Below are 12,807 nucleotides of genomic sequence, written 5' to 3'. Positions count from 1 at the left end.
TCGGCGCCTGAGCCGCTACCTGGCTTTCCGTCGACGCGCACCCTCGCCGGCCCCCGTGGCCGTCGGGGGTTTTTTGTTGCCGGGTTCCCCTGGTCCCACCGGACCGGGTGCGGCGACGAACGTCAGCTCCACGACCACCATGAAGGACAGTTGAAGTGAGCGCACCAACGGCACAGCCCGGACCCCGTCCGGGTGCAGAGCACAGGGCCCGGTCCGCGGCCCCCGAGCGGATGACGGGCGCCCAGGCGGTGGTCCGGTCCCTCGAGGAGATCGGCACCGAGGTCGTCTTCGGTATCCCCGGCGGCGCGATCCTGCCCGTCTACGATCCCCTCTACGACTCGGTCAAGGTCCGACACGTGCTGGTCCGGCACGAGCAGGGCGCAGGGCATGCGGCCACCGGGTACGCGCAGGCCACCGGCCGGGTCGGCGTCTGCATGGCCACCTCGGGCCCCGGGGCCACCAACCTCGTGACGCCGCTCGCGGACGCGCAGATGGACTCGGTTCCGATCGTCGCCATCACCGGGCAAGTGGGCACCGCGCTCATCGGCACCGACGGCTTCCAGGAGGCCGACATCTCCGGCATCACCATGCCGATCACGAAGCACAACTTCCTCGTCTCGCACGGCGAGGACATCCCGCGGATGATCGCGGAGGCGTTCCACATCGCGCAGACCGGCCGACCGGGCGCGGTGCTGGTGGACATCCCCAAGGACGTCCTGCAGGCCGAGATGACGTTCTCGTGGCCGCCGGAGATGAAGCTGCCCGGGTACCGCCCGGTCACCAAGCCCCACGGCAAGCAGATCCGCGAGGCGGCCCGGCTCATCGCCAAGGCCCAGCGCCCGGTCCTGTATGTGGGCGGCGGGGTGATCAAGGCCGACGCCTCCGCGGAGCTGCTGGCGCTGGCCGAGCTGTCGGGGATCCCGTTGGTCACCACCCTGATGGCCCGCGGTGCGTTCCCCGACTCGCACCGGCTGCACTACGGCATGCCCGGCATGCACGGCACCGTCGCGGCGGTCGCCGCGCTGCAGCGGTCGGATCTGCTCGTCACGCTGGGCGCCCGTTTCGACGACCGGGTCACCGGCCAGCTCGACACCTTCGCCCCCGACGCCAAGGTCATCCACGCAGACATCGATCCGGCGGAGATCGGCAAGAACCGCGCGGTCGACGTGCCGATCGTCGGCGACATCAAGGAGGTGCTGGTCGAGCTCGTCGAGACGCTGCGCGGCGAGCGCGACTCCGGAGCGCTCGCCGAGCCCACCGCCTGGGTGGGGCAACTGGACGAGATCCGCTCCGAGTACCCCCTCGGATACGGACCGCAGTCGGACGGTTCGCTCTCCCCGGAGTACGTGATCGAGCGCCTCAGCGCGGCAGCGGGCCCCGACGCCGTCTACTGCGCCGGCGTGGGCCAGCACCAGATGTGGGCCGCGCAGTTCGTCCAGTACGAGAAACCGCGCACGTGGCTCAACTCGGGCGGGCTCGGGACCATGGGGTACTCGGTCCCCGCGGCGATGGGGGCCAAGTTCGGTCGTCCCGACGCCGAGGTGTGGGCCATCGACGGCGACGGGTGCTTCCAGATGACCAACCAGGAGCTCGCCACCTGTGCGATCGAGGGCGCCCCCATCAAGGTGGCGCTGATCAACAACGGCAACCTCGGCATGGTCCGCCAGTGGCAGACGCTGTTCTACGATCAGCGCTACTCGCAGACCGACCTGTCGACGCAGTCCAAACTGATCCCCGACTTCGTCAAGCTCGGCGAGGCCCTCGGGTGCGTGGCGTTCCGCTGTGAGCGCGCCGAGGACGTCGACGAGGTCATCGCCAAGGCCCGCGAGATCAACGACCGCCCGGTGCTCATCGACTTCATCGTGGGCAAGGACGCCCAGGTGTGGCCGATGGTCGCGGCGGGTACGTCCAACGACGAGATCATGGCGGCGCGGGACATCCGGCCGCTGTTCGACGACACCGATTCCGTGGCGGACGACGCCGCGGACGTCCACGAGGTGACCGAGCGGATCGACGCCGCCGTGCTCGCCGCCCAGGAGGAGGACCAGTGACCGCCCGCTCCCACACCCTGAGCGTGCTGGTGGAGGACAAGCCCGGCGTGCTCGCGCGCGTGGCGTCGCTGTTCTCCCGGCGCGGGTTCAACATCGAGTCCCTCGCGGTGGGCCCCACCGAGACCGACGGGCTCTCGCGCATGACGATCGTCGTGGCCGTCGAGGACTTCCCCCTCGAGCAGGTGACCAAGCAGCTCAACAAGCTGGTCAACGTCATCAAAATCGTGGAGCAGGACCCGGCCGGCTCGGTCGCCCGGGAACTCACCCTGGTCAAGGTCCGCGCCGACACCACCAACCGTGGCCAGATCGTCGAGATCGCCAGTCTGTTCCGCGCCCACATCGTGGACGTCTCCCCGGAATCGCTCACGCTCGAGGCCACGGGTACCCCCGACAAGCTCGACGCGCTGCTGCGGATGCTCGACGGCTACGGCATCCGCGAGATCGTGCAGTCCGGCATGGTCGCGCTCGGACGCGGCCCCAAGTCCATCACCACCACTCGATAGTCTCGACTCCTACACAAGTCTCGGCTACACGAACCAACACGAAGGGAATCCACCATGGCAGTGGAGATGTTCTACGACGACTCGGCGGATCTGTCGCTGATCCAGGGCCGCAAGGTCGCCGTCATCGGATACGGCTCGCAGGGGCACGCGCACTCGCTGAGCCTGCGCGACTCCGGTGTCGAGGTCGCGATCGGTCTGCGTGAGGGCTCCAAGTCCCGCGCGAAGGCCGAAGAGGCCGGCCTCAAGGTCATGACCGCCGCCGAGGCCACCAAGTGGGCCGACGTGATCATGCTGCTCGCCCCCGACACCTCGCAGGCCCAGATCTTCACCGAGGACATCGAGCCCAACCTGAACGACGGCGACGCGCTGTTCTTCGGCCACGGCCTCAACATCCACTTCGGTCTGATCACGCCCGCCGAGGGCGTCACCGTCGCGATGGTCGCCCCGAAGGGCCCCGGACACCTGGTGCGTCGTCAGTTCGTCGACGGCAAGGGCGTTCCGGCGCTCATCGCCGTGGAGCAGGACCCGAAGGGTGAGGGCGAGGCCCTCGCGCTGTCCTACGCCAAGGCGATCGGTGGCACCCGCGCGGGCGTCATCAAGACCACCTTCAAGGACGAGACCGAGACCGACCTCTTCGGCGAGCAGGCCGTGCTCTGCGGCGGCACCGAGGAGCTCGTCAAGACCGGCTTCGAGGTCATGGTCGAGGCCGGGTACGCACCCGAGCTCGCCTACTTCGAGGTGCTCCACGAGCTCAAGCTGATCGTCGACCTCATGTACGAGGGCGGCATCGCGCGGATGAACTACTCGGTGTCCGACACCGCCGAGTTCGGCGGCTACCTCTCGGGCCCGCGCGTCATCGACGCCGGCACCAAGGAGCGCATGAAGGCCATCCTCTCCGATATCCAGGACGGCACCTTCACCAAGCGTCTCGTCGCCAACGTCGAGGGCGGCAACAAAGAGCTCGAGCAGCTCCGCAAGGAGAACGCCGAGCACCCGATCGAGGTCACCGGTCAGAAGCTGCGCGACCTGATGAGTTGGGTCGACCGGCCGATCACCGAGACCGCCTGAGACCCCTGTAGGGTCCATCGGGATCGATTCCCGAGCTTTCAGGAGGACCGCCGTGCGCCACTTCAACCGAGGAGTGGGGGCGGCGGTCCTCTCGTTCTGCCTGGTCGCGTCCACCGTCGCGTGTACGTCGGGTACGGACGAGGACGGGCCGGGGATCACCGCCGCGCAGGTCGACGGTGCGAGGATCGCGGTCGACGCCGACTCGTCCGGCGTCGAGACGACCCGCCTCCTGGTGGAGACCGCCCCGGTGGTCGTGGTCGCTGCACCGGACGAGGCCGCCCAGGCCCGCGCCGCGTCTGTCGCGGTGGGACTGCGCGCGCCGATGCTCACCGCGGTGGCCGGCGGTGACGACGCCCTCGCGAGCGAGCTGGAACGGATGGGCGCCGAGCGCGTGCTGCGGGTCGGCGAGGTGACGTTCACGCCCGACGACGGCGAGGTGGTCGACGCACCGGAGGGCCGCACCGAGCTGGAGGAGCTGACCGGGATCACGTTCGAGTCCGAGCAGGAGATCCCGGGGGACCGCGTGGACGACGTCACGGTCCACCAGGCACCGGGTTCGCCGTCCCTCATGGTCGTCGGGGAGTTCACCGCCGGCGGCGAGCCCGCGTCGGACGTCGAGGTGTTCTCCGCGGGAGGACCCGCCTGGTTGGCGGAGGAGGCCCCCCGCGTCCTCGTGTACGACCGGACCCCGGTGGCCGCGGTGGCGACCGCCGTCTCGAGCGGAGCGGCCGTCTCCCACCTCAGGGCTCCGGACCCGCGGGTCGACGGCGGCTCAGTCGAGGCGGTCATGGACGCCGACACCGTGATCGCCCTCGGGCCCGGATGGGGCACCGAGGACGAGCTGGCCGACCGGGTGGAGAAGGCCCGCTCCGTCCCCCAGCTCCCCGGCGGGGGACAGCTGTTGTTCCCGGGCCGGCGCTTCGTGGCGGCATACGGGTCGCCGATCAGCCCGGCCCTCGGCATCCTCGGCGAGCAGGGTCCGGAGGAGAGCGCGGAGCGGGTGCGGCAACTGGTCGAGGAATACCAGCCGTACTCACCGGAGCCGGTGATCCCCGCGTTCGAGATCATCGCCACCGTCGCCTCCACATCCCCCGGAGCGGACGGCAACTACACCAACGAGTGGGCGCCGGAGGAGTTCGAGCCCCTCATCGACGCGATCACCGAGGCCGGTGGCTACGCGGTGATCGACCTGCAGCCCGGGATGGCGGACCTCCTCGACCAGGCGCGGTTGTTCGAGGAGTTGCTCAGGCGACCCAACGTGGGGTTGGCGCTGGACCCCGAGTGGAAGCTCGAACCCGGCCAACGCCCGGGGGCCCAGATCGGCAGCGCGAGCGCCGAGGAGATCAACCGGGTCACGCACTGGCTCGCCGATCTCACCCGCGACACCGGGGGGCCACAGAAGCTGCTCATCCTGCACCAGTTCAGCCTGGCGATGATCACCGACCGGGAGGACATCGACACCTCACGGCCCGAGGTGGCGATCTCCCTCCACGCCGACGGGCACGGCACCCCGGAGATGAAGCTGGAGACGTGGGAGGTCCTGCAGCAGGGGCTGTCCCCGGACATCTGGATGGCCTGGAAGAACTTCTACGACGAGGACACGCCGACCTTCACCGCGGAGCAGACCATGGCGGTCGAACCCCGGCCGTGGTTCGTGTCCTACCAGTAGGTCGGCTCTCCGCCGGGGCGCGGGTTCGTCAACCGCGGATGATCCGCTCGGCGACGTGCTGGCCCGCCATCCCGTGGACACCGGGCCCGGGGGGCGTGGACCCGGAGGCGTGCCACACCCCCGGGACCCCGGTCGCGAAGGGATCCGCCCGTGGAACCGGACGGGCGATGAGTCCGCGCAGGTCGACGCGGCCCGCGGCGATGTCGCCGCCCTCGTAGTTCGCGTTGTGTCGGCCCATCCGCGACGCGGGCGTACAGCGGGTCGACACCACCACGTCGCGGACGCCGGGAGCGACCTCCTCCAGGGCGCGGAGGACCTGCTCGGTCTGGTCCAGCTCGGAGTAGGCGGGCACGTGTGCGTACGTCCACAGGGGTCGTCGTCCGTCGGCGGCGACCCTCCCCGGGTCCACCACCCACGGTTGGGAGACGAGAACCATCGGCCGGTCCGCGTGACGGCCCGCCGCCACGTCGCGTTCGGCCGCCGCGATCTGCTCCGCGTCACCGCCCAGGTGCACGGTCCCGGCGTCCCGCACCCGGGGGTCGCGCCAGGGGACCGGTCCCGACAGGACCATGTCGACCTTCGAGGCCGCGCCGCCCACCGGTGCGCGGGCCAGGCGGCGGGCCCGGCGCTCCACGGCCGGGGACGGGCAGGAGGCGAGCAGGACGTCGCCGAGGATCCGCGACGAGGTGTTGAACACGATGTCACGGGCGTCGATCCGCGCCAGCGAGTCCACCCGCTGCCCGGTGCGGATCTCGCCCCCGGCATCCCGGATGGCCTCCGCGAGCGCCTCGGTGATGGCCCCGCTGCCCCCGACCGGCAGGGCCCAGCCGAGCGGGGAGTGCAGGAGTGAACCGAGGATGAGCGCGACCGCGGTCGCGGCCGGTGAGGTCAGTGGGGTGATGGCGTGGGCCGAGATCCCGGTGAGCAGTGTCCGCCCGTCCGGGCCGAACGGATCGGCCAGGCCCCCACGGGGATGCGCGCGCACGAAGGCCGCGGCCAGGGCCGCCGTCGCGGCGACCGGGGGGACCGACCGTTGGTCGGACAACGCCGCGGCCACCACCTCGAGGGACCGCTCGGCGGTCGGACCCATGACCCGCCACCAGGCGCGGGCCTCCGCCTCGGAACCCAGGCCCTCGGCGAGGGCGCCGGGGGAGGGGTCGGACGGAACGACGATCGCATCGCGCCCTGCGAGCGCATGGGCCAACTGAACCGGCGGCGTCCTGAGCTCCACCCCGTGTTCGGCGAGGTCGAAATGACGGAAGAACGGCGCGGCGGCGGCCATCGGGTGGACCGCCGAACACGGGTCGACGACGAGGTCCGCGCCGAGATCACCCGGCATGCCGTCCATGGGCAGGGTGCGGCACCCGCCCCCGATGGTGTCCTCGGCCTCGAGAACCACGACGCGACGGCCCGCGCGGGCGCACAGGAGTGCCGCGGCGAGGCCGTTCGGCCCCGACCCCACCACCACCACGTCGGCCCGCACCGGCGCGGAGGACCTCACTCGAACACCGCCAGGCCGTAGGTCCGGCGCAGTTCCTCCAACACCTTCTCCTGGGCCACGGCCTGCTCCGCCAGATCCAGGAGGACGCGTCGGGTGCCGGGTCCGCCCACCTCGTCGTCGTCGCCCCGTGAGGGCTGGTCGGCGACCCACGAGTCCGCGAGCAGTTCCCACATGGAGCGCTTGGCCACCACGAGGGTGCGTAGCGCCTCCAGCAGCGCGAGCCGCGCCAGCGGATCGCTCAGCACCGGCCCCACCGGAAGCACGGAGAACGAGAGACCGGTCGACAGTCGCAGCAGTCGCCGGCCCGGGGTCCCGATGGGGGTCAGCCGGGCCAGCAGCGCGGCGGCGGTGTCGATCTCCTGCTCGAACTGGGCGCGCAGGGGCTCCAGGCGGGTCTTGTCGGTCTCGTCGACGGCGCGGATGCAGTGGTCCAGGAGGCTGCGACCCACCGCCGCCCCGTAGAGGTGTGCCCGGAGATAGGAGGCGACCGCGGTCGAGCCGCGCGCGGGGGCGAGGACGGGCATCCAGGGGCTGGGCAGGCGGACCGGGAAACCGGTCGACCGGGGCGGGCGCAACATAGGTGATCCGTTCGTCGGACGTCGGTCGGGGCCTGCGGTGACATCAGCCACGGTAGGCGTCCCGGGCCACCCCGGCCACTGGTCCTCGGCGGTGTGCGGTGGCCTAGACTGGGTGTGCCCAAATTGACACCGAGGAGATCCCACTGTGACAGCATCCGGACGTCCCGTCGTCCTCATCGCCGACAAGCTCGCCCAGTCGACCGTCGACGCGCTCGGCGACGCCGTGGAGGTCCGCTGGGTCGACGGCCCGGATCGTCCCAAGCTCCTCGAGGCCGTCGCCGATGCGGACGCGATCCTCGTCCGCTCCGCCACGACCGTCGACGCCGAGGTGATGGCCGCCGCCCCGAAGCTCAAGATCATCGGTCGCGCGGGTGTCGGCCTCGACAACGTGGAGATCCCCGCGGCGACCGAGCGCGGCGTCATGGTGGTCAACGCGCCCACCTCCAACATCCACTCGGCCGCCGAGCACGCCGTCGCCCTGCTCATGGCCGCCTGCCGCCAGATCCCGGCCGCCGACCGCACCCTGCGCGAGCACACCTGGAAGCGCAGCTCCTTCAACGGCGTCGAGTTGCTCGGGAAGACCGTCGGCGTGGTGGGCCTGGGTCGGATCGGTCAGCTCGTGGCACAACGTCTGGCGGCGTTCGAGACGAACCTCATCGCCTACGACCCCTACCTGCCCGCCGCCCGCGCGGCCCAGCTCGGGATCGAGCTCGTGGACATCGATGAGCTGGTCTCCCGCGCGGACATCATCACGATGCACCTGCCCAAGACCAAGGAGACGGCCGGCCTGCTCGACGCCGAGCGGTTGGCCCGGGCCAAGGACGGCGTCGTGATCGTCAACGCCGCCCGCGGCGGACTCATCGTCGAGGACGCGCTCGTCGAGGCCCTGAGGTCCGGCAAGGTGCGGTCCGCCGCCCTGGACGTGTTCGACACCGAGCCCTGCACCGACTCGCCGCTGTTCGACCTCGAGAACACCGTCGTCACGCCGCACCTGGGTGCCTCCACGAGCGAGGCGCAGGACCGGGCCGGCACCGACGTCGCGCGCAGCGTGCTGCTCGCCCTGCGCGGGGAGTTCGTCCCCGACGCCGTCAACGTCACCGGCGGCCCGGTCGGCGACGAGGTCGCACCGTGGCTCGACCTCGTCCGGAAGCTCGGACTCATCGCCGGTCACCTGTGCCCGGGTGTGCCCACCACCGTGACCGTCGAGGTCGCGGGCGAACTGGCCGCCGAGCAGGTGGACGTGCTGGGTCTGGCCGCCCTGCGCGGGATGTTCTCCGCCATCACCGACGAGCCCGCCACCTTCGTCAACGTCGGCCAGATGGCCGAGCAGCGCGGTGTCACGCACTCGGTCGAGACCCGCAGCGAGTCGAAGTCCTACCGCAGTACGGTCACCGTCACCGCGGTGGCCGCGGACGGCGCGTCGGCCCATGTCACCGGCACGCTGGCCGGTCTGGACCAGGTGCAGAAGATCGTCCGGATCAACGAGCGCGGCTTCGACATGCGTGCCGAGGGTCAGAACCTGTTCGTCCACTACTCCGACCGCCCGGGCGTGCTCGGAAAGGTGGGCTCCATCCTCGGCGGGGAGGGCATCGACATCCAGGCCGCCGCGCTCAGCCAGGACGTCACCGGTGAAGGTGCCTCGCTGATCCTGCGGGTCGATCGTGCGGTCGCCGAACCGACCGTCGACCGGATCGTCTCCGAGCTCGACGCCACGGCGACCCAGATCTCCCTGGTCTGAGCGGGGGTCGGACATCATGAAGCTCGCAGTCATCCCCGGGGACGGGATCGGTGTCGAGGTGACGGCCGAGGCGATCCGGGTCCTGGACGCGCTCGTCCCGGGGGTCGAGAAGACCGAGTACGACCTGGGCGCGCGCCGGTATCTCCGCAACGGGGAGACCCTGACCGAGGCGGACATCGAGAGCCTCAAGGGTCACGATGCGATCCTGCTCGGGGCCATCGGCGATCCGCGATCGGTGCCCGCCGGGGTGCTCGAACGCGGGATGCTGCTCCCACTGCGGTTCGCGCTCGACCACCACGTCAACCTCCGCCCGTCGCGGCTGTACCCCGGTTCGGGGACCCCGCTCAGGGACCCGGGTGAGATCGACTTCGTCGTGGTGCGCGAGGGGACCGAGGGGCTCTACACCGGCAACGGTGGGGCGATCCGCGTGGGGACACCCCACGAGATCGGCACCGAGACCTCCGTCAACACCCGTTTCGGCGTCGAGCGCGTGGTGCGCGACGCGTTCGGCCGGGCGCGGTCCCGCCGAGGGAAGCTGACGCTCGTCCACAAGACCAATGTGCTGGTCAACGCGGGTGGGCTCTGGCAGCGCACCGTCGACGAGGTGGCCCCGGAGTTCCCGGAGGTCGCGGTCGACTACTGCCACATCGACGCCGCGACGATCTACATGGTCACCGAACCCTCGCGCTTCGACGTGATCGTCACCGACAACCTGTTCGGCGACATCATCACCGATCTCGCCGCCGCCGTCACCGGGGGCATCGGCACCGCCGCGTCGGGGAACATCGACGCCTCGGGAACCAACCCGTCCATGTTCGAACCGGTGCACGGTTCCGCCCCGGACATCGCAGGGCAGGGCAAGGCCGACCCCACCGCGGCCATCCTGTCGGTGGCGCTGATGTTGAGGCACCTGGGCAGGGTCGCCGAGGCCGAGCGCGTGGAGGCCGCGGTCGAGGCGGACCTCGGGTCGCGTGGAGACCGTCCCGTGGTGACCTCCGAGGTCGGCGACCGGATCGTGTCGGCGGTCAGCGACTAGGAACCGGGCACCACCCCGCGGCCCGCGGGTGTGAATCGCGTGAAGCGGATCACACCGCGGGCCGTCGGCGTACAGAGTGGACCCATGGACGTCGAACTCGCCGAGGTGAGGGATTTCCTCGCCCGCTGCGCCCCCTTCGACGAGCTGCCCGGTGACCAGCTCGACCGGATCCCCGCGCGGCTCTCACAGCGGTACCACCGCCGGGGAACGGTGATCCTCGACGCCGGTGCCCGGAACGACACCCTGCACATCATCCGGTCGGGTGCCGTGGAGGTGTGCGACCCGGACGGCGTTCTGCTCGACGCCCGGGGCGAGGGAGACTGCTTCGGCTACTCGTCCCTGTCCCACAGCGGGCCCTCGCGCTACCGGATCGTGGCGGTGGCCGACACCCTGCTGCTCGAGATGCCGGCCGGGGTCCTGGACGACCTGGCCACCGAGCACCCTCATCTGCGGCGGTTCTTCGGCGAACGGAGCGACCGGATCCGCCAGGACCTCGCCTCGGCGCGGCTCGAGGCCGCGGGCGGGGACGCGCTGGGCACGCCGGTCGGGGAGTTGCTCGCCCGCGACGCGGTGACCACCGGCCCCGACACCACGATCCGCGACGCCGCGAGCCTGATGACCGAACGCCGCGTATCCGCGCTGCTCGTGGTGGAATCGGGCCGCGTGGTGGGGATCTTCACCGACCGGGACCTGCGCTCGAAGGTCGTGGCGGTCGACGGGGACACCGGGGCGCCGGTGTCGACGATCATGACCCCGGACCCGGTGTCGGTCGACGCGGGAACGCGCGCGTTCGACGCGACGCTCCTCCAGATCGACCGCGGGGTCCACCACCTCCCGGTCTGCGAGGGCGGCGTGCCCGTGGGGATGGTGACGAGCGGGGACCTGCTCCGACTGGCCCAGACCGACCCCGTGTACCTGGCAGCCCGCATCGCCCGCGCGCCCGACCCCGAGGGGGTCGCGCGCCTGGCGGCGAGGTTGCCCGCCCTGGTCGGCGAGTTCGTCCGCCGTGGCACCGCCCCCCAGGACATCGGTCGCGTCGTCACCGCCACCGCCGACGCCGCGACGCGACGGTTGATCTCACTCGCGGAGAGCGGCCTCGGACCGCCGCCCGTGGGGTACTGCTGGGTCGGCCTGGGTTCCCAGGCCAGAGGGGAGCTCGGCGTGGCGAGCGACCAGGACAACGCGCTCATCCTCGACGACGAGGCGGAGACGACACCGGATGCGGACCGGTACTTCGCCGCGTTGGCGCAGGAGGTGTGCGCCGGTCTCGACCGGGCCGGATTCCCGTTGTGTCCGGGCGACGTCATGGCCTCCAACCCGGCGTGGCGTCGCACGTGCAGGTCCTGGGAGCGCCAGGTGGGGGACTGGGTGCGGGCGCCGGGAGCGGACGCCGTCCTGCACTCCCAGGTGTTCCTGGACATCCGCCCGGTGCACGGGGACACCTCGCTGTTCATGCGGGTCCGTGACGAGATGCTCGCTCGCGCCGAGGGCAGTCGACGGTTCCAGGCCCACCTGGCGCGCATAGCGTGCGAATGGCAGCCGCCGCTGGGGTTCTTCCGTGGGTTGGTGGTGGCACGACGGGGTGAGTACCGCAACACCCTGGACCTCAAGGCCGGCGGGATCGCGCCCGTGGTGCAGATCGCGCGTGTTTACGCCCTCTCCGCGGGGCTGGACGAGGTGTCCACCCTCGGTCGGCTCGACGCCGCGGCCGGGGCCGGCGTCATCGCGCGCGCCGACGCGGAGGATCTCGGCGAGGCCTTCCGGTTCCTGCGTGGTCTGACCTACCGCCACCACGCGCGCCAGATCGCGGACGACGACCCTCAGGACAACCACATCGATCCGGGAACGCTGAGCTCCGCCGACCGTCACCGTCTCCGCGCCGCGTTCCGGATCATCGCCGGGGTGCAGGGCTCGCTCGCCCTGAAATACCGGGTCGGGCAGATGTGATGCGTGAGTGGTTCACCGGGTCCGGGCGACGTCGACGCACCGCACGACGGCTTCCCGACGGTCCGCTGCGGCGCTACCTCGAGACCCCGCCCCCGGAGCCGTCGACCCCACTGGCGGATCTGCCGTTGCTGGCGATGGACGTCGAGACCACCGGCCTCGATCCGCGCCGCGACAGGGTTCTGTCCGTGGGGCTGGTACCGGTGGACGGTGACCGGATCGTCCTCGGCGGCGCGCGGTCCCTGCTCCTGCGGGCCGAGGGTGCCGACGACGTGGAGGGAGTGGGCCAGAGCGCGACGCTGCACGGGATCACCGACGACACGGTCGCGACAGGGGTGAGCGTGGACGTCTTCCTGGACCGGGTCTTCGAGGCGTTGACCGGCCGGGTGCTCATCGCCCACTACAGTCGTATAGAAACCGATTTCCTCGGCGCTCTGTGCACCTCCGGGCACGGTGTGCGGCCGCCGTTCGTCCCCGTCGACACCCTCGAACTCCACCGCCGGGTGCTCGGCGCGGGCGTCGACAGTGGATTCGCCCCGGAGTCCTCCCCGGACGAACTCCGGCTGTGGAGCGCCAGGGAGCGGTACGGGCTCCCCCGCTACCGGGCGCACGATGCGCTGATCGACGCGCTCGCCTGCGCCGAGCTCTACCTGGCCCAGACCGCGGAGCTGCACGAGCGCGGGGTCACGACGCTCCGGGATCTGCGAACGGCATAGGAT

The 12,807-nt window shown here is 71.2% G+C and carries 10 protein-coding genes; 8 read left to right on the top strand and 2 right to left on the bottom strand.

The features are described 5' to 3' along the window. The first annotated feature begins 155 nt into the window (after positions 1-155). From ABD250_RS01265 to ABD250_RS01250, 4 genes are read left to right on the top strand one after another with little or no spacing between them, the layout of a single operon-like run. Positions 156-2,051, top strand: a complete 1,896-nt coding sequence (locus ABD250_RS01265; RefSeq protein WP_179525520.1) for an acetolactate synthase large subunit — start codon at positions 156-158, stop codon at positions 2,049-2,051. Next, positions 2,048-2,554 carry an acetolactate synthase small subunit gene (gene ilvN / locus ABD250_RS01260; protein ID WP_179525519.1) on the top strand — a complete coding sequence of 169 codons (507 nt, stop codon included), beginning with the start codon at positions 2,048-2,050 and terminating at the stop codon, positions 2,552-2,554. Before ABD250_RS01265 ends, ilvN begins: the two co-directional genes overlap by 4 nt. 54 nt (positions 2,555-2,608) lie before the next feature. After that, on the top strand, positions 2,609-3,622 hold the full coding sequence (gene ilvC, locus ABD250_RS01255) for a ketol-acid reductoisomerase (protein WP_182658772.1): 1,014 nt from the start codon (positions 2,609-2,611) through the stop codon (positions 3,620-3,622). Positions 3,623-3,674: 52 nt separating this feature from the next. Beyond that, on the top strand, positions 3,675-5,291 hold the full coding sequence (locus ABD250_RS01250) for a hypothetical protein (protein ID WP_182658771.1): 1,617 nt from the start codon (positions 3,675-3,677) through the stop codon (positions 5,289-5,291). A 28-nt stretch (positions 5,292-5,319) separates the two neighbouring features. Here ABD250_RS01250 and ABD250_RS01245 read toward each other — a convergent pair whose 3' ends face one another. Then, positions 5,320-6,792 carry a phytoene desaturase family protein gene (locus ABD250_RS01245; RefSeq protein ID WP_344390079.1) on the bottom strand — a complete coding sequence of 491 codons (1,473 nt, stop codon included), beginning with the start codon at positions 6,790-6,792 and terminating at the stop codon, positions 5,320-5,322. Beyond that, entirely contained in the window at positions 6,789-7,370 is a 582-nt protein-coding gene (locus ABD250_RS01240) for a hypothetical protein (protein WP_182609682.1), read from the bottom strand. Before ABD250_RS01240 ends, ABD250_RS01245 begins: the two co-directional genes overlap by 4 nt. Positions 7,371-7,515: 145 nt before the next feature. On the opposite strand from ABD250_RS01240, the gene serA reads away from it, so the two are divergent. From serA to ABD250_RS01220, 4 genes are all read left to right on the top strand, one after another. Continuing rightward, a complete protein-coding gene (gene serA, locus ABD250_RS01235; protein WP_179525514.1) occupies positions 7,516-9,108 on the top strand; it encodes a phosphoglycerate dehydrogenase in 1,593 nt (530 codons plus the stop codon). Positions 9,109-9,124: 16 nt separating this feature from the next. Then, a complete protein-coding gene (locus ABD250_RS01230) occupies positions 9,125-10,144 on the top strand; it encodes a 3-isopropylmalate dehydrogenase (RefSeq protein WP_182658655.1) in 1,020 nt (339 codons plus the stop codon). An 84-nt stretch (positions 10,145-10,228) separates the two neighbouring features. After that, on the top strand, positions 10,229-12,091 hold the full coding sequence (locus ABD250_RS01225; RefSeq protein ID WP_182658656.1) for a DUF294 nucleotidyltransferase-like domain-containing protein: 1,863 nt from the start codon (positions 10,229-10,231) through the stop codon (positions 12,089-12,091). Continuing rightward, positions 12,091-12,804 (top strand): exonuclease domain-containing protein, encoded by a 714-nt coding sequence (locus ABD250_RS01220; protein WP_182658657.1) that lies wholly within the window; start codon positions 12,091-12,093, stop codon positions 12,802-12,804. The genes ABD250_RS01225 and ABD250_RS01220 overlap by 1 nt, the downstream gene beginning before the upstream one ends. Positions 12,805-12,807: the final 3 nt, after the last annotated feature.

The organism is Dietzia cercidiphylli (genome assembly GCF_039531545.1).
GTDB classification, from domain to species: Bacteria; Actinomycetota; Actinomycetes; order Mycobacteriales; family Mycobacteriaceae; genus Dietzia; species Dietzia natronolimnaea.
The sequence above is the reverse complement of the archived record's forward strand: the minus strand, read 5'-3'. Positions and strand labels throughout refer to the sequence as shown.

Coding starts and splice junctions, on each gene's coding strand:
- ilvC (WP_182658772.1), top strand. CDS start 2,609: ATGGCAGTGGAGATGTTCTACGACGACTCGGCGGATCTGTCGCTGATC.
- ABD250_RS01240 (WP_182609682.1), bottom strand. CDS start 7,370: ATGTTGCGCCCGCCCCGGTCGACCGGTTTCCCGGTCCGCCTGCCCAGC.
- ABD250_RS01230 (WP_182658655.1), top strand. CDS start 9,125: ATGAAGCTCGCAGTCATCCCCGGGGACGGGATCGGTGTCGAGGTGACG.
- ABD250_RS01225 (WP_182658656.1), top strand. CDS start 10,229: ATGGACGTCGAACTCGCCGAGGTGAGGGATTTCCTCGCCCGCTGCGCC.
- ABD250_RS01220 (WP_182658657.1), top strand. CDS start 12,091: ATGCGTGAGTGGTTCACCGGGTCCGGGCGACGTCGACGCACCGCACGA.